The organism is Streptomyces sodiiphilus (assembly GCF_039529215.1).
Lineage (GTDB): Bacteria > Actinomycetota > Actinomycetes > Streptomycetales > Streptomycetaceae > Streptomyces > Streptomyces sodiiphilus.
Map to the genome: position 1 here is coordinate 16,918 of NZ_BAAAMJ010000044.1, position 17,543 is coordinate 34,460.

12 protein-coding genes are annotated in these 17,543 nt (G+C 72.7%); 5 read left to right on the forward strand and 7 right to left on the reverse strand.

Going from position 1 to position 17,543, the window contains the following annotated elements; all coding sequences use genetic code 11:
* Nucleotides 1-144 precede the first annotated feature (144 nt).
* On the forward strand, nt 145-1,128 hold the full coding sequence (locus ABD299_RS18930) for an ArsR/SmtB family transcription factor (protein ID WP_344263954.1): 984 nt from the start codon (nt 145-147) through the stop codon (nt 1,126-1,128).
* An 85-nt stretch (nt 1,129-1,213) separates the two neighbouring features.
* Here ABD299_RS18930 and ABD299_RS18935 read toward each other — a convergent pair whose 3' ends face one another.
* The 7 genes from ABD299_RS18935 to ABD299_RS18965 all read right to left on the reverse strand — a co-directional run bounded on the left by ABD299_RS18935 (nt 1,214) and on the right by ABD299_RS18965 (nt 11,846).
* On the reverse strand, nt 1,214-4,033 hold the full coding sequence (locus ABD299_RS18935; protein ID WP_344263956.1) for an HAD-IC family P-type ATPase: 2,820 nt from the start codon (nt 4,031-4,033) through the stop codon (nt 1,214-1,216).
* Between the two features lie 216 nt (nt 4,034-4,249).
* Nucleotides 4,250-5,173, reverse strand: a complete 924-nt coding sequence (locus ABD299_RS18940) for an oxidoreductase (RefSeq protein ID WP_344263958.1) — start codon at nt 5,171-5,173, stop codon at nt 4,250-4,252.
* A 180-nt stretch (nt 5,174-5,353) separates the two neighbouring features.
* Complete coding sequence (locus ABD299_RS18945; RefSeq protein ID WP_344263960.1) at nt 5,354-7,639, reverse strand: beta-xylosidase/alpha-l-arabinosidase; 2,286 nt, start codon at nt 7,637-7,639, stop codon at nt 5,354-5,356.
* 29 nt (nt 7,640-7,668) lie between these two features.
* Entirely contained in the window at nt 7,669-8,502 is an 834-nt protein-coding gene (locus tag ABD299_RS18950; RefSeq protein ID WP_344263962.1) for a carbohydrate ABC transporter permease, read from the reverse strand.
* Nucleotides 8,499-9,410 (reverse strand): carbohydrate ABC transporter permease, encoded by a 912-nt coding sequence (locus ABD299_RS18955; RefSeq protein WP_425581372.1) that lies wholly within the window; start codon nt 9,408-9,410, stop codon nt 8,499-8,501. Before ABD299_RS18955 ends, ABD299_RS18950 begins: the two co-directional genes overlap by 4 nt.
* On the reverse strand, nt 9,407-10,717 hold the full coding sequence (locus ABD299_RS18960) for an extracellular solute-binding protein (protein ID WP_344263966.1): 1,311 nt from the start codon (nt 10,715-10,717) through the stop codon (nt 9,407-9,409). Before ABD299_RS18960 ends, ABD299_RS18955 begins: the two co-directional genes overlap by 4 nt.
* Nucleotides 10,718-10,817: 100 nt before the next feature.
* Nucleotides 10,818-11,846, reverse strand: a complete 1,029-nt coding sequence (locus ABD299_RS18965; RefSeq protein WP_344263968.1) for a LacI family DNA-binding transcriptional regulator — start codon at nt 11,844-11,846, stop codon at nt 10,818-10,820.
* A 153-nt stretch (nt 11,847-11,999) separates the two neighbouring features.
* Here ABD299_RS18965 and ABD299_RS18970 point away from each other — a divergent pair, with 153 nt between their 5' ends.
* The 4 genes from ABD299_RS18970 to ABD299_RS18985 all read left to right on the forward strand — a co-directional run bounded on the left by ABD299_RS18970 (nt 12,000) and on the right by ABD299_RS18985 (nt 17,470).
* Nucleotides 12,000-13,433 (forward strand): endo-1,4-beta-xylanase, encoded by a 1,434-nt coding sequence (locus ABD299_RS18970; protein WP_344263970.1) that lies wholly within the window; start codon nt 12,000-12,002, stop codon nt 13,431-13,433.
* Between the two features lie 145 nt (nt 13,434-13,578).
* Nucleotides 13,579-14,259, forward strand: a complete 681-nt coding sequence (locus ABD299_RS18975) for a pyridoxamine 5'-phosphate oxidase family protein (protein ID WP_344263972.1) — start codon at nt 13,579-13,581, stop codon at nt 14,257-14,259.
* On the forward strand, nt 14,256-15,014 hold the full coding sequence (locus ABD299_RS18980) for an HAD family hydrolase (protein ID WP_344263974.1): 759 nt from the start codon (nt 14,256-14,258) through the stop codon (nt 15,012-15,014). Before ABD299_RS18975 ends, ABD299_RS18980 begins: the two co-directional genes overlap by 4 nt.
* A 5-nt stretch (nt 15,015-15,019) precedes the next feature.
* The gene (locus ABD299_RS18985) at nt 15,020-17,470 is read left to right on the forward strand and encodes a glycoside hydrolase family 65 protein (RefSeq protein ID WP_344263976.1); all 2,451 of its coding nucleotides are present in this window, start codon (nt 15,020-15,022) and stop codon (nt 17,468-17,470) included.
* Nucleotides 17,471-17,543: the final 73 nt, after the last annotated feature.

Here is a 17,543-nt window from a genome sequence, read left to right on the forward strand (position 1 = left end):
CCCCCGTTCCCCGGGGAGGTGGCCGAACACGCATACAGTGACTGACACATGACGGTGAACGCCAGCCATTTCGGCGTACGCTGAAAAACGGCCGGACAGCGTTGAGCGCGCTGACGGGGGACAGCCACGCAGGAGGGTGATGCGGTGCTGCGCATCCATGTCACGGGGGAGGACCTGGCGCGCATCCGCCTGGCGGACCGGCCGGATCCAGTCTGGGAGACGCTGCTCAGCTTTCACCGCCTACGGGACCGGCGCGAGCCATTGGTGTACGACGCCTGGCGCAGCGGCGCGCGCCGGCGGATGAGCGGTCTCCCGGCCATGCTGCGCGCGCTGGTACCGCTCAGCGGCTACTTCCCCGACTTCCTCACCCCCTGGCAGAGCCGGCTCGGCTGGGACGCTGCGCTCGACGCGCTGCGCTCCACACCACGGCGCCGGCTGGCGGCCGAACTCACCCTGCTGGACGGCGAACGGCCCCTGCCGGGCTGGGCCGGCCCGCTGGCCGCCGGGGAGCGGGAAGCCGTCGACCGGATGGCCGGCGAGCTGGACCGCTACCACCGCCTCGCCCTCGCGGACGACGAGATCTGGGAGTCCGCCACGGCCCAGGTGGACGCGGACCGGGCCCTGCGGATCCGGCACATGCTCGCCGGAGGTACCGAAGGGCTGCTTGCCGGGCTGCGGCCGGTGGTGCGCTGGAACCCCCCGGTGTTGGAGGCCGACTACCCGGTCACGCGCGAACTCCGCCTCGGCGGGCGGGGGCTGTTGCTGGTCCCGTCCTTCTTCTGCTGGCGCACCCCGATCACCTACTACGACGACGCGCTGACCCCGGTCCTGGTCTACCCCGTGCAGCACGCGGTGCCCACGCCGCCCGACGGGCGGGCGCTCGGCCGGCTGCTCGGCACCACCCGGGCCCGGGTGCTGCGCTGCATCGAGGACGGCACCACCACCGGAGAGCTGGCCCGCCGCGCCCGCGTCTCGCCCGCCTCGGCCAGCCAGCACGCGAGCGTGCTGCGCGATGCCGGCCTGGTGGTGTCGGTCCGCCGCGGCAACGAGGTGCTGCACACCCTCACCCCCCTCGGCGCCCAGCTCCTCCCCACGGCAGACACCCCCGCCCCCCGCCCCGCGGCCTGACACCGCACGCGAGGAGACCGCAGGGGCCGGGCCGGACCCGGGTGGGGTCCGGCCCGGCCGGCGCAGCGGCGGGGTCAGGGGGGCGTCACAGGGCGTCCCGGCGCAGGCGCTTGTCCGCGGCGACCACGATCGCGGCGATCGCGGCGATCGCCAGGATGCGCAGCCACGCCTCCCAGGAGATCGGCGCGGTCTGGAACAGGGTGTTCATCACCGGCAGGTAGGTGATCAGCAGCTGGGCGGCGATCTGCAGCCCCACCCCCAGGAAGATCCAGGGGTTGCTGAAGAACCCGGTGCGCCACATCGGCCCGGTCAGCGACCGGCAGTTGAACAGGTAGGCCACCTGGATGGCGATGATCACGTTCATCGCCGAGGTGCGGGCCTCGTCGATGCCCGCGCCGCCGGTGGTGCGCTCCCACTCGAACAGCAGGGTGGCGGCCGTGACGATGAGCACGCCCACCAGGGCGATGCGCACGGCCAGTGCCCAGGTGAGCAGTGGCTGGTCGGGGACGCGTGGCGAGCGGGTCATGATGCCCGGCTCGCGCGGCTCGAAGGCCAGCATGAGCCCCAGCAGCACGGCCGTCGTCATGTTGATCCACAGGATCTGCGTGGGCAGCACCGGCAGGGCCGTGCCCAGCAGGACGGCGACCAGGATCACCAGCCCCTGGCCCATGTTGGTCGGCAGGATCCACACGATGAACTTCGACAGGTTGTCGAAGACGCTGCGGCCCTCCTCCACCGCGGCCTCGATGGTGGAGAAGTCGTCGTCCAGCAGGATCGCGTCGGAGGCCTCCTTGGCGACCTCGGTGCCGCCATGGCCCATGGCCACCCCGATGTCGGCCTGGCGCAGCGCCGGGGCGTCGTTGACGCCGTCGCCGGTCATGGCGACGACATGGCCCTCGGCCTGCAGCGCCTCGACCATGCGCAGCTTCTGCTCCGGTGACACCCGGGCGAGCACGGTGGCCTCGCCCAGAGCCTCGCGGTACCGCTCGGGCTCCATGGCGGCCAGCTCGGGGCCGGAGACCACGGAGCCCTCCCGGTCGGTGGGCAGCCCCAGCCGGCCGGCGATGGCGGCGGCGGTCGCCGCGTGGTCACCAGTGATCATCTTCACGTCGATGCCCGCGGTGTGGCAGGCGCGCACCGACTCCCGGGCGGCCTCCCGGGGCGGGTCGAGCATGGCCTGGAGGCCGACCAGGACGAAGCCGTCGTCGAGCGACTCCTCCGCGATCGTCTCCGGCGTGCCGCTTTCGTGGCGCACGGCCATCGCCAGCACGCGCAGCCCCTGGCTCGCCAGCTCCGCCACGGCGTCCTCGGCCGCTTCCCGGTTCACCGGGCGCAGCGTGCCGTCCGCGGTCAGCTCGTGGGTGCAGGCGGGCAGCAGGCCCTCCAGGGCGCCCTTCACAAGGGTGACGGAGGATTCCCCGGTGCCGTCCGCACCGGGCACGGCGGGGAGCGCGGGCAGGCCGGCGGCCTCGCCGTCCCCCGGGCGCATCCGGTGCAGGGTGGCCATCCGGCGGCGCTTGGAGCTGAACGGGACGGTGGCCACCCGTGGCAGCGCGGCGGCCACCCGGTGGTGGGTGAGCCCGGTCTTGTGGGCGGAGGTCCGCAGGGCGCCCTCGGTGGGGTCGCCCACCAGCTTCCAGGTCCCGTCGCGCTCGGTGAGCTGGGCGTCGTTGCAGGCGGCTCCGGTCAGCAGGGTCCAGTGCAGCGCCGCGCCACCCGCCCAGGGACCGGTGGCGCCGCCGTCGTGGGCGGCGTGGCCGGTGGTGCTGCCGTCGGCGTCCAGCACCTCGCCCTGCGGGTCGTAACCGGTGCCGCTGGTGGTGAAGACGGCGTCCGGGGTCCACACCGTGTGCACGGTCATCTGGTTCTCGGTCAGGGTGCCGGTCTTGTCCGAGCAGATGACGGTGGTGCTGCCCAGCGTCTCGACCGCCGGCAGCCGCCGGACCACCGCGTTGCGGCGTGCCATGCGGGCCACGCCGATGGCCAGGGTGATGGTGACCACGGCGGGCAGGCCCTCCGGGATCACCGCCACGGCCAGCGCGACGGCGGCGGTGAACATCAGCACCGCGTCCTCGCCGCGCAGCAGGCCGGTGACGAAGGTGAACGCGGCCAGGGCGAGGATGGCCACCGTCAGGATCTTGCTGAACGAGGTGAGCTTGCGGGTCAGCGGCGTGGAAAGGACCTCGGCGCTGCCGACCAGGCGGTGGATCTCGCCCAGCTCGGTCGCGGAGCCGGTGGCCACCACCACCCCGGTGCCGGTGCCGCCGGTGACCAGCGTGCCGGAGTACAGCATGTTGTGCCGGTCGGCGACGACGGTCTCCTCGGGGAGCACCACCTCGTCCTTCTGCACCGGCAGCGACTCGCCGGTGAGCGCCGACTCGTCCACCTGGAGCTCGGCGATCCTGACCAGCCGGATGTCCGCCGGCACCTTGTCACCGGCGCCGATGCGCACCAGGTCACCGGGCACCAGCGTCTCGGAGTCCACCCGGTGCGCCGCGCCGTCGCGCACCACCTCGGCGTGGGTGCGCACCATGGCGCGCAGCGCGTCCAGCGCGGCCTCGGCCTTGGACTCCTGGACGAACCCGATGACCGCGTTGGCGAGGACCACGCCCAGGATCACGGCGGCGTCGACCGTCTCGCCTATGGCAAAGGCCACCACGGCGGCGGCCAGCAGCACGTAGATCAGCGGGTGGTGGAACTGACGCAGCATCCGCTCCAGGGGCCCGCCGGGCCGGGAGTGCGGCAGCTGGTTCCTGCCGTAGCGCTCCAGACGGTTCTCGGCCTCGCGTGAGCTCAGGCCGCGCTCGGGGTCGGTCTCCAGGAGCAGGACGACCTCGTGCACCCCGAGGCGGTGCGGGTTCTCGGCGTCGCGGGGGCGGACGGGCGGGTTCGGCTGCGCGGTCATGACGGCACCGCCGGGACGGCACGCAGGCGGCGGTGTCCGAGCGGGCCCCGTTCGCCGGGGGCCGGCGGCACACCGCCGGCCGGCCGTCGGGAGGAAGCCTGCTCTGTCCGTGTCACCCGGGTCGTCTGCCAGCGCATCATGAGATCAAGTCTCAAGTGCGGCCGAATGCGGCGCAAGCGACGTCAGGGGTGGGCGCGTCGGGCCGAACGGCCCTCCTCACAGGGCCGGGCGGACCCCGGTCAGCTCCTCGGAGGCGGCCCACAGCCGCCGCGAGACGGCGTCGTCCCGGGTCCACGGCGCCCGCCACGAGTCGTGCGGTCCCCCGTGCAGCCGCCACCGCGACACGGCCCCGGGGCCGGTGAAGGAGTCAGGCCGCACGTCCGGGGCGGTGGCGGCGTACAGCGTCGGCGCGGCACCCGTCTCGGCGGGGGAGGCGACCAGCCGGTTGAGGAGACCGGCGACCCGTTCCTGCGCGGCCGCCCCGGCCATCCGCGGGCCCTTGGTCTGCAGTTCGGTGGCCGCGTAGCCCGGGTGCGCCGCGGCGGCCAGCAGCCCCGCTCCGGCCGCCTCCGCGCGGCGGGCCAGCTCGTGGGTGAAGAGCAGGTTGGCCGTCTTGGAACGGCCGTAGGCCAGCCAGCGGCGGTAGCGCCGCTCGGAGTTGACATCCCGGATGTCGATGTTCCCCAGCCAGTGCATCAGGCTGGAGACGGTGATCACCCGGGCCCCGGGGGTGGCGAGCAGGCGGTCGAGCAGCAGCCCGGTCAGCGCGAAGTGCCCCAGGTGGTTGACGCCGAACTGCGTCTCGAAGCCGTCGGCGGTCCGCGTGTACGGCACGGCCATCAGGCCCGCGTTGTTCACCAGGACGTCGAGCCGGTCCGTTCCCCACGAGCCGGCGAAGGTCCGCACCGACTCCAGGTCGGCCAGGTCCAGTCGGCGCAGTTCCGCGTTCGCCTCGGGAACTTCGGCCAGCAGGCGGTCCAGGGCGGCGCGCCCGCGCTGCTCGCTGCGGCAGGCCAGCACCACCTGGGCGCCGCGCCGCGCCAGCTCCCGGGCCGTCACGAAGCCGAGGCCGCTGTTGGCGCCGGTCACCACCGCGGTACGGCCGGTCAGGTCGGGGATGTCACGCACGGTCCAGCCCATTGCCGTTCTCCTCACCTCTCGGCTACCCGCGCCCGGCCGGACGCCGGCCCCGACCAGCCTAACGAGCCCGCGCCCGCGTCCAAGGCCGCGCGCCGATCGCCGGGACGGGCGGCGCCCCCGCGGTGGGTGACCGCGGGGGCGCGCGCCCAATGCCGTCAGGGGACGACGGGGTCCCGTCGCTCAGCCGGCCTCCACCGGGCAGGTCATCCGCCGGTCGTGGCCCACGGCGCGCTCCGGGCCGGTGAGCACCAGCGGCAGCGTGTGCCGGATGTCGCCGCTGGACGCCGCGAGCCGCAGCTCCAGTTCGCCGGGTTCCACGACCCGGCGGCCGGGCCGGACGGTGAAGGCGGACAGGTCGGCGTGGAAGGCGAACCGCACCTCGGTGGCCTCGCCGGGGGCGAGGGTGACCCGGGTGTATCCGATCAGCCGGTTCACCGGGCGCACCACGGAGGCGGCCGGGTCGTGCAGGTAGAGCTGGACGACCTCGGTGCCCTCCCGCTCACCGGTGTTGCGGACGGTGACGCGGACGGTGGTGCCGCCGTCGGTGGTCAGGGTGCTGTCGTCGGCGGCCGGCTGCTCCCAGGCGAAGTCCGTGAAGGACAGGCCGTGCCCGAAGGGGTAGAGCGGCGTGGGGTCCAGGGAGCTGGCGTCGCCGAGGAGCCCCAGCGGCGGGGCCAGGTACGTCCACGGCTGGCCGCCCGGAAGCCGCGGAACGCTGACCGGCAGCCGCCCGGAGGGGTTGACGCGGCCGGCGAGCACGCCCGCGACCGCCGGGCCGCCCTCCTGGCCGGGGAAGAACGCCTGCACCACGGCGGCGACCCGGTCCGCCCAGCGGCCCAGGGCGTAGGGGCGCCCGGTCAGCAGCACCAGCACCACCGGGATGCCGGTGTCCAGCAGCTCGTCGAGCATCTCGCCTTGCCCGTCGGGCAGTTCCAGGTCGGGGGCGTCGCAGCCCTCGCCCGAGGTGCCGCGGCCGAACAGCCCGGAGCGGTCGCCGACGACGGCCACCAGGACGTCGGGCCGGTCCTCCGCGCCCGGCCCGCTCATGTCGGCGCCCGGGCCGGTCCGCTCGATGCGGGCATCCGGCAGTTCGGAGCGCAGTGCGTCCAGCAGCGTGGGCACCGGAACGCCCATCGGCAGTTCGGGGTGCTCCACGCCGACGTGCCGGGGGAAGCTGTAGCAGCCGAGCATGGCCGCCGGGTCGTCGGCCAGCGGGCCGGCCACCGCGATGCGGGCGGCGGGCGGCAGTGGCAGCGTGCCGTCCCGGTTCTCCAGCAGGACCACCGACTCCTCGGCGAGCTGCCGGGCGACCGTGCGCAGCTGCGGCGGGTCGAGGTCGACCGGGGTCTCCTCGGTGAGAGTGGCCGGCACCGCCGTCCAGTCCGGGTCGAGCAGCCCCAGTTCGGCCTTCTGGGTCAGCACCCGCAGCACGGCCCGGTCCACCAGGGACTCGGGCACCTCTCCGGAGCGCACGGCCTTCAGCAGCGGCTCGCCGTAGCAGCGCACGGCGGGCAGTTCGACGTCCACGCCCGCCGACAGGGCGAGGGCCGCGGCCCGGCCGGGCGAGTCGGCGAGGCGGTGGGAGAGCTCCAGGAAGGAGATGCCGAAGTAGTCGGCGACCACCGTGCCGGTGAAGCCCCACTCCTCGCGCAGCAGCCCGGTCAGCAGGTCCGCATCCGCGTGCGCGGGCACTCCGTCGGTGTCGTTGTAGGCGGCCATCACCGAGCGGGCACCGCCGTCCCGCAGCGCCATCTCGAAGGGCGGCAGGATGACGTCGGCCATCTCGCGCGGGCCGAGCGAGACCGGCGCGTGGTTGCGGGCCCCGCGGGAGGCGGAGTAGCCGGCGAAGTGCTTGAGCGTGGCGACGACGCCCCTCGATTCCAGGCCGCGGACGTATCCGGTGGCGATGGTGGACACCAGGTAGGGGTCCTCGCCGATGGACTCCTCGGTGCGGCCCCAGCGCGGGTCACGCACCACGTCGAGGACCGGGGAGAGGCCCTGGTGGATGCCGACCGAGCGCAGCGACGCGCCGATCAGGGCGGCGGCCCGCTCGACCAGCTCCGGGTGGAACGCGGCCCCCCAGGCGAGCGGGGTCGGCAGGATGGTGGCCTGCCAGGCGGTGAATCCCGTCAGGCACTCCTCGTGGGCCAGCGCGGGCAGTCCGAAGCGGTTGGCTTCCATGATCCGCAGCTGGGTGCGGGCCAGGTTCCAGGCGCCCTCCGCCGGTTCGACGGGAGTGGTGCCGAACGGGCGGGTCAGCTGGCCGAGCCCGTGCGGCAGCAGGGAGGTGAGTTCCACGGGCTCGGACAGTTCGTGCTGCAGCGGGGCGACATCCTCGCCCTCGGACTCCGACCCCGGCCAGACGCTGGAGAGCTGGGCCAGCTTCTCCTCCAGGGTCATCCGGAAGAGCAGGTCGGCAGCCCGGCGTTCGGCCGGAAGGGTGGGGTCCTGCCACGGCTGTTGCATGATGCTCCTTGTCTCGGGTTGCCCGGTGCTCACTTGCCGCCGACGCCCATCAGGCCGCTGATCAGCTGACGGCGGGCGAGGAGATAGGCGACGAAGATCGGCACGATCGACAGCACGACGGCGGCCAGCAGGGCCGGGATGTCCACCCGGAACTCGCCGACGTAGTCGTACAGGCCGAGAGTCAGCACCCGGTTCTCCCGGGACTGGGTGAGGATCAGCGGGAAGAGGAAGTTGTTCCAGGCGTTGAGCGCGGTGAAGACCCCCACGGTGGAGATGCCCGCACGGGAGATCGGCACCACCATCTGGAGCAGCATCCGGGCCTGGCCGGCGCCGTCCAGCGCCATCGACTCGTACATCTCCTCGTCGATGTCGCGCATGGTGCCGACCAGGATGAGCACGCTGACCGGCAGCGAGAACGCCGCTGTCGGCAGGATGACGGCCAGCAGCGAGTCGTAGAGGTTCAGCTCGGTGATGATCAGGTAGATCGGGACGATCACCGCCTGGGCCGGGATGGCGAGTCCGAGCAGGAAGACCTGGAAGAACCTCTGGGAGACCCGCCCGCGGTTGCGGACGATGGTGTAGCTGATCATCACGCCCAGCACCATCACGATCAGCGCGCAGGAGGCGGTGACGATCGTGGTGTTGAGCAGATAGGTCGGGAAGTCGCTCTCCAGGACCCGCCGGTAGCTGTCGAAGGTGGGCTCGGTGGGCAGCGACAGCGGGCCCTCGTTGAGATAGTTCTCCCGCGTCTGGAGCGTCGCGGAGACCATGATGTACAGCGGCAGCGCGACGATGACCAGCCAGATCGCGGTGGCCACGCCGGCCGGGTAGTTGGCCCTCGGGAGCCGCAGAGGCCGTTTCACATGCCCTCCCGGGTGCTGCGCATCTTGGTGAATCCGGTCAGGCGTACCAGCAGCAGCGACACGGCGGTGGCCACGACGACCAGGGTGGCGGCGATGGCGCTGGCGTAGCCGAGGTTGAAGGCCTGGAAGCCGGTTTCGTACATGTAGTAGGGCACGATCGCGGTGGCGTGGCCGGGCCCGCCACCGGTCAGGACGAGGACGGTGTCGAAGAACGTCAGCGCGCCGACCACCATCAGGATGGAGGACGTGATGATGGTGTTGCGCAGCTGCGGCAGCGTGATGGCGAAGAACTGCCGTACCGTGCCGGCGCCGTCGATGGACGCCGCGTCGTAGAGCGAGCGCGGGATCTGCCGCGCGCCGCCCTGGTAGAGCAGCGTGTGGAACGGCACGAACTGCCAAGCCGCCACGAACACGATGGCGAGGAAGGCGCCCCGGGGATTGCCGAGCACGTCGGCGCTCTCCAGGTTGAACCAGCGGGCGACATCCGCGGCCAGCCCCAGGTTGGGGTTGAGGAGCGTCCGCCAGATCAGCGCCAGTGCGACCGAGGAGGCCAGCAGCGGCAGGAAGAAGATGGCCGACAGGATCGCGCGGTTGCGCTGCTTGCCCGCCGCCCACACGCCCAGGAGCAGTGCGATCGGGGTCTGCAGCAGCCAGGTCAGCGCGGTCAGCAGGACGCTGAGCCCGATGGCCTGGCGCATCGTGGAGTCGTTCCACAGCTGGGACCAGTTGGCGCCGCCGTTCCAGGTGGGTGCGCCCAGCCCGTCCCACTCGGTGAAGGACAGGTAGCCGACCAGGGCCATCGGAATGATGGCGAAGAAGAGGAAGAACAGCACGCCCGGGATCGCCCAGGCGAGGCCTGGGCGACCGGCGCGCGGTAGCGCGTTGGTGGGCTTTCCCTTCACTCTCAGACGTCCTGCATCGCGTCGACGAACTCCTGGGGGCTGAGCTGGCCGTTGAACAGCTGCTCGATGTTGTTCTTCATCGCGGTGGCGGGCCGGGCCGGGAGGGCCTGGTCCCAGGAGAGGGTGAAGTTGGACGCCTCGCGGACCAGGCTGTACTGGAACTGCGCGTACTCGGCGTTCTCGTGGCTGTCCAGCAGCTCACCGGCGTTGGAGGTGGTCGGGACGTCACCGTTGTCGATGAGGTCCTGGACGTACTCCTCCTCGGCGGACATCTTCAGGAACTCGATGGCCGCGTCCAGCCGGTCGCCCTCCACGCTGGAGTTGACGGACCAGTAGTTCGTCGGGTTGCCGGCGACCGCGCTCGGGTCGCCCTTGCCGTCCTCGATCACCGGGAAGGGGCCCCAGCCCAGGTGGCTCTCGGCGAACTCCGGCTGGTTGGCCTTCTGGTTGGAGTACTCCCAGCTCCCCATGAGGTGCATGGCCGCGCCGCCCTGAGCGAAGAAGGTGGAGGCGCCGTCGGCGACATAGTCCATGGAGCGGAAGTTGTTGCCGAACGCCCCGGCGTCCACCAGTTCGCGGACGGTCTCGGCGGTCTGCAGCATCGCCGGGTCGCCCCAGGCCTCGGAGTCGCCGTCCTGGATCCGCTGCCAGACCTCGGAGCTGCCGTGGCGGTCCAGCAGGTACTGCAGCCACATCTGGGAGGGCCAGACGTCCGCGCCGCCCAGCGAGAAGGGGACCACGCCTTCGGCCTTGAAGACCTCGATGAGCTCCCGGACGTCGTCGAAGGTCTCCGGCGGCTCGACGCCGGCGGCCTCGAAGACCTCCAGGTTGTAGAACATCATCACGGGCTGCATGCCGCGCATAGGGATGCCGTAGTACCGTCCCTCGACCGCACCCGCGTCCAGGATCGCGGGGAGGAAGGACTGCCGGAACTCCAGGTCCTGGTTGAGGGTGTCGGTGAGGTCCAGCAGCATGTCCTTCTCGACGAAGTCGCTGATGCTGCCGCCGCCCCAGTTGAAGAAGATGTCCGGGGCGTTGGGGGTGCCCATCGAGGTCCGGGTCTTGTCCTGGTAGTTGTCGCCCGGGACCTGGGTGAGGTTGATCTTGATGTCGGAGGTCTCGTTGAAGCGCTCGACCGCCCGTTCCTGCACGGCCGTGGAGGCGTCCTGGTAGACCCAGACTTCGAGCGCGTTCCCGCCGCCGGCTCCGCCGGAGCCGTCGTTGCCGCAGCCCGCCAGAGCGGACGCGGCGACGACGGCTGCCGAGGATGCCGCCAGGAGCCGCAGCCGTCGGGTTCTTGAGGTGGTGGGCATCTTCGTCACCTTCCGGAAACTCACCGAAAATTATCGGTACGTGCCAGGGAAGTTACGACGATGCGGCCACCACGTCAACGGGTTGCGTATCTCAAGACGGTTACTGTTGTGCCGCCCCGCCCGCCGGGGGCCCCGTGCTGGCACGGACGACCAGCTCCGTGGCCAGTTCCACCCGTGGCGAGTCGAGTTCCTCGCCGCGCGCCTGGCGCAGCACGGTGCGCGCCGCGACCTTCCCCATCTCCGCGAGTGGCTGGCGTACCGTGGTGAGCGGCGGTGCCGACCAGCGCATTTCCGGAAGGTCGTCGAAACCGACGATGCTCACCTCCTGCGGCACCCGGAGCCCCCGCCGGCGAAGCGCCTCGATGGCCCCCAGGGCCATCTGGTCGCTGGCGGCGAAGATGCCGGTGGGCGGCTCGGGCAGCTCCAGCAGCGCGTTGCAGGCGTTGAACCCCGACTCGTGGTAGAAGTCGCCCTGCACCGTCAGCCGCTCGTCCATCGGGAGCCCGGCCGACTCCAGCGCGGCGCGGTAGCCGTCCAGGCGGGCCCTGCTGCACAGGAGCCGCGGCGGCCCCGCGATGAAGCCGATCCGCCGGTGCCCCAGTTCCAGCAGGTGCTCGGTGGCCGCCATGCCGCCCGCCCAGTTGGTGGCACCGATGGTCGGGGCGTCCAGGGCCAGCGAGCCGGCCGGATCGACCACCACGATCGGCACCCCGAGCCGGTGCAGCTCCTTGTGGAGCAGCGGCTCCAGGGCCGAGGTCACCAGGATCACCCCGTCCGAGGCGCGGGCACGCAGATTCTTCATCCACTGCCGGGCGGGCCCCGCGCGGTCGTGGATCGCGGACACCACCGTGCCCATGCCGGCCGCGTGCGCGACCTCCTCCACGCCGCGGATGATCTCCACCGCCCATGGGCTGTCCAGGTCGTTGAAGACCAGGTCGAGCAGGGCCGCCCGGTCCCCGGGGGCGCTGGCCCGGCGCCGGTAGCCGTACTGCCGCAGCAGTTCCTCGACCTTGGCGCGGGTCTGCGGTGCGACGTCCGACCGGCCGTTGACCACCCGCGAGACGGTCGGCACGGAGACCCCCGCCTCCCGGGCGATCGCCGTGATGGTCACTTTTCTTTCCAGTGTCATGAACCCTCCTGGGTCGATTCTCTCCGGGCCGGAACCGCGCCGGGAAGCCGCTGAAATTCTTCCAGAATTATTCCGGAAGGGTTGACGTGTGTCAGGACCACCCATAGAACGGACCCTGTCAGCCTGCGGGGGCATGACAAGAAGGGACGATGCATGCGTCGCCTGATGCGCAGAGCAGTGATCGCCACAGCGGCCGGAGCGATGATCGCGGGCACCGCGGTCCACACCGCCCACGGCAGCACCACCGGGCCGGCGGCACCCGCCGGGGAGCCGTCCGCCCAGGCCCAGACGCTGCGGGAGGCCGCCGCCTCCAGCGGCCGCTTCATCGGCACCGCGGTGGCCGACCACCGGCTCAACGACTCCACCTACCGCAACATCGCGGCCACCGAGTTCAGCAGCGTCACCGCCGAGAACGCGATGAAGTGGGAGTCCATCGAGCCCAACCGCGGCCAGTACGACTGGTCGGGGGCGGACCGCCTGATGGAGTTCGCCGCACAGAACAACCAGCAGACCTGGGGTCACACCCTGGTCTGGCACAGCCAGATGCCCGGCTGGCTGGAGAACGGCAACTTCGGCGCGGCGGAGTTCCGCCAGATCATGAACAACCACATCGACACCGTCATGGGCCGCTACCGCGGGCAGATGGACCGGTGGGACGTGGTCAACGAGGTGCTCAACGAGGACGGCTCGCTGCGCAACTCCAAGTGGCTCCAGGTGCTCGGCGAGAGCTACATCGCCGACGCCTTCCGGGCCGCCCGGCAGGCCGACCCGAACGCCAAGCTGTTCATCAACGACTACAACACCGACGGCGTCAACGCCAAGAGCGACGGGATGTACCAGCTGGTCCAGCGGCTGCTCCAGCAGGGCGTGCCGATCGACGGCGTCGGGTTCCAGTCGCACATGATCCTCGACCAGATCCCGGGCACCTACCAGCAGAACCTGCAGCGCTTCGCGGACCTCGGCCTGGAGGTCGTCGTCACCGAGCTGGACATCCGGATGAACACCCCGGCCGACAGCACCCGGCTGCAGCGCCAGGCCCAGCAGTACCGTTCCGTGACCGAGGCATGCCTCGCGGTGAGCCGCTGCACCGGCATCACGGTGTGGGGCTTCAGCGACCGGGACTCCTGGATCCCCGACTGGTTCGAGGGCGAGGGCGCGGCCAACATCTACGACGAGAACTACCAGCCCAAGCCGGCCTACTACGCGCTGCGTGAGGCCTTCGGCGGCGACGGCGACGACGGAGGTGACGACGGCGGCGACGGCCCGGGTCCGGGCCCGGAGGGCTGCACCGCGGACTACCTGGTCATGAACCGCTGGAACGCCGGGTCCGTGGTCGAGCTGCGGGTCACCACCCAGCAGGCCCTCAGCGGCTGGACGGTCACCTTCGACCTGCCCGCCGGCCACCGGGTGACCAGCTCCTGGAACGCGCAGGTCAGCCAGTCCGGCACCACCGTGACGGCGTCCAACGCCGCCTACAACGGGAACGTCGGTGCCGGGGGCACGCTCTCCTTCGGCTTCCAGACCGACAACGGCGACACGTACGCCGCCCCGAGGGTCTCGCTGAACGGCACCGCCTGCGGCGCCTGACCCCACCGCGCCACATGGCCCCCGTTCCGGACCGGTGCCCGGAGCGGGGGCCCCGGGCGTCGCGGCGTGTTCGACGGGCGGCGCGGGCGTACGGCGGCGATGCTGGGGAAGGAGTCACAACCCCTGCGGAAGGACGTGGTCGGCAGTGCCCCAGGAAGGACCCCCCGCCGGCGCCGGGAACGACGGTCCGGCGGGCCGGGAGCACCCCGAGCACCCGGGCGACTTCGCGCGCCGGGTGGCGCTGCGGCGCGAGCAGCTCGGACTCACCCGCACGGAGGTCGCCTCCCGGGCCGGCATGGCGGCCGAGTACCTGACCTACCTGGAGGAGCACGCCTCCTCCCCGAGTACCGGCTCGCTGCTGCGGGTGGCCGCCGCCCTGCGGACGAGCGTGGCGGAGCTGTGCGGCGCCGACCTGCCCGACGGCCCGCTGCCGCGCCTGGCCGCCTCCCCCGAGCTGGAGGAGCTGGATCCCGACGAGTGCCGGGAGAAGCTCACCACGCAGGAGCTGGGCCGGATCTCGGTGGCCACCGAGTCGGGCCCCGCCTTCATCCCCGTCCACTACCGGCTCGCCGGCCGGGCGGTCCTGCTGCCCGACCCGCCCGCCGCGCTGGCCGGACGGGCCCCGGAGACGGACGTGGTCTTCGAGGCGGACGCGGTGGACGAGGCGACCGACGAGGGCTGGAGCGTGCTGCTGGTGGGACGGGCCCGGCCGGTGCCCGCACCCGGTGGCGAGGAGGGCTCCGGCCGTCCGGCAGGCCCTGGGCGGTGGCTGAGCATCGACCCGGACCGGATCACCGGCCGCCGGATCCGCAGGGGAGGGACATGAGCGCACTGCAACTGCGCCCGGCGCTGCGCGGCTGCCGGGCCGTCGTCCTGGACACCGACGGGGTCCTGATCGACTCGGCCAGGGTGCACGCCCTCGCCTGGAAGGAGGCGTTCGACGCCTGCCTGCGGGAGCGGGCGCCGGCCGGCCGGGACCACCCCTTCGACGCCCGGGAGGACTACCGGCGCTTCGTGGACGGCAAGTCCCGGCTGGACGGCGCCGCGTCCTTCCTGGCCGCCCGCGGCCTGGACCTGCCGCCCGGGAGCCCGGACGACCCGCCCGGCACCGGCACCGTGGCCGCGGTGGCCGCCGCGAAGGAACGGTCCTTCACCGCGCGACTGCACGACCACGGCGTCGGCAGCTGGCCGGGCACCGTCCGGCTGCTGCACGCCCTGCGCGCCGCCGGTATTGCCTGCGCCGCCGTCTCCGCCTCCCGGCACGCCCGCGAGCTGCTGGACAGAGCCGGACTGCGCGAACTGCTGGTGACCATCGTGGACGGCAACGACTCGGCGGCTCTGGGGCTGCGGGGCAAGCCGGACCCGGCGCTGTTCCTGGAGGCGGCCGAGCGCCTGGGCGTCCCGCCTGCGGACGCCGCCGTCGTGGAGGACGCGCTCGCCGGGGTGGAGGCCGGCCGGCGCGGAGGTTTCTCACCGGTGGTCGGGGTAGACCGCACCGGAGGACCGGACAGCGCCGCGGACCTGCTGGACCACGGCGCCGATCTGGTGGTCGAGGACCTTGCCGAACTGCTGTGGGAGTAGAGGCCATGCCCGAGTGGACGTGGGAGTACGAGGGGTACGATCCGCGCGAGGAGCGCCTCAGAGAGGCTCTGTGCACGCTGGGCAACGGCTACTTCGCCACCCGGGGAGCCGCGCCCGAGGCCGCCGCGGGCCCGGCCCACTACCCGGGCACCTATGTGGCCGGCGGCTACAACCGGCTGGTGTCCACCGTCTCCGGGCGGCAGGTCGAGAACGAGGACATGGTCAACCTGCCGAACTGGCTGCCGCTGCGGTTCCGCATCCGGCCGGACGACGAGCAGGGGACCCAGGAGGCCGACCCGCCCTGGTTCTGCCCGGACGACGACCCCGAGGCCCTGGTGCTCTACCGTCAGACCCTCGACCTGCGCCGCGGCGTGCTCACCCGGCGGCTGCGGGTGCGCGACCGGCAGGGCCGGCACCTGGGGGTGGAACAGAGCCGCCTGGTCCACATGGGGGACCCCCACCTGGCCGCCATGCGGACCGTCCTCACCGCCGAGGACTGGTCGGGCACCGTGGAGATCGAGTCCGTCCTGGACGGCTCGGTGCGCAACGAGGGCGTGGACCGCTACCGCGACCTCGCCGGTGACCACCTCACCGGCGTCGAGACCGGCGAGGACGGCCCCGGCACCGTGTGGCTGCGCTGCCGCACCAGCGCCTCCGGCCTGCTGATCGCCATGGCCGCGCGCACCGAGGTCACCGACGGCGCGGCGGAGGGGGCAGGGGAGCCGGAGCCGTCCGGGGAGCCCCGCCGGCACCGGCTCGCCGGCCGGGAGGCGGCCGTGCTGCTGTCCCTGCCCGTGCGGCCGGGCAGCCCGGCCGCCGTGGAGAAGACGGTGGCGCTGCACACCTCCCGGGACCCGGCGATCAGCAGCCCGCTGGACGCCGCGCGGGACCGGGTGCGCCGCGCCCCCGGCTTCGCCGCCCTGCGTGCCTCGCAGGCCGCCGCCTGGGATCGCCTGTGGCGCCAGGCGGAACTGGAGGTGCCGGGGGAGTCCGGCCGCATCCTGCGGCTGCACCTGTTCCACGTCCTGCAGACGCTCTCCCCGCACACCGCCGGGCTGGACGCCGGCGTCCCGGCGCGCGGCCTGCACGGCGAGGCCTACCGCGGGCACGTCTTCTGGGACGAACTGTTCGTGCTGCCCTACCTGAACCTGCACTTCCCCGAGGTCTCCCGCGCGCTGCTCGGCTACCGTTACCGGCGGCTGGGCCAGGCCTGCCGCAACGCCCGCGCCGCCGGCCGGGCCGGCGCCATGTACCCGTGGCAGAGCGGCAGCGACGGCCGGGAGGAGACCCAGGAACTGCACCTCAACCCGCGCTCGGGCCGCTGGCTGCCCGACCACTCCCGGCTCCAGCACCATGTCGGCTCGGCGGTGGCGTACAACGTGTGGCGGTACGGCCAGGCCACCGGGGACACCGAGTTCCTGCACACCAGGGGCGCCGAGATGCTGCTGCAGATCGCCCGGTTCTGGGCGGACACCGCGGTCTGGGACCCCGGTTGTGAGCGCTACCGCATCCTGGGCGTGGTCGGCCCCGACGAGTACCACGAGGCGTACCCGGACGCGGACCGCCCGGGTCTCGACGACAACGCCTACACCAACGTCACCGCGGCCTGGGTACTCGCCCGGGCCCTGGACGTGCTGCGCGTGCTGCCGGCGCCGCGCCGCGCCGAGCTCTTCGAGCGGACCGGGCTGGACCCGGCCGAGCTGGACCGCTGGGACGAGATGTCCCGGCGTATGCGGGTGCCCTTCCACGAGGGTGTGATCAGCCAGTTCGAGGGTTACGGAAAGCTCCAGGAGCTGGACTGGGAGGGGTACCGGGAGCGGTACGGCGACATCCGGCGGCTGGACCGCATCATGGAGGCGGAGGGCGACACCGTCAACCGCTACCAGGCCTCCAAGCAGGCCGACGCGCTGATGCTCGGCTATCTGTTCTCCCCCGCGGAGCTGTCCGCGCTCTTCGAGCGCCTCGGGCACCGGCTGGACGACGAGACCTGGCGCCGCACGGTGCACTACTACCTGGCCCGCACCAGCCACGGCTCGACCCTGAGCGAGCTGGTGCACGGCTGGGTCCTGGCCCGCACCCGGCACGCCGACGCCTGGCGGTACTGCCAGGAGGCGCTGGCCAGCGACGTCGCCGACGTCCAGGGCGGCACCACCGCCGAGGGCATCCACCTGGGCGCGATGGCCGGCACGCTGGATCTGATGCAGCGCGGCCTGACCGGGCTGGAGACGCGCGGCGGGGCGCTGTGGCTGGACCCGGCGCCGCTGCCGGAGCTGTCCGAGTTCAGCTTCTCGGTGCGCTACCGAGGCCACTGGAACGTGCAGGTGCGGATGAAGCCGGGCCAGCTGCTGGTCGCGGTGCCGCCCTCCGACGAGCCGCCGGTGGATGTCGTGCTGGCAGGGCAGTCCTATGCGGTGGCGCCCGGCGAGGAGGTACTGCTGTCCGTCCCCGAGGCGTGACGCTCCGCGCCGCTCCCGGCGCCGGGCACGCCGATTGCGGGCCCCGGGCCTCCGGCCGTTTCCGGCCGGGGGC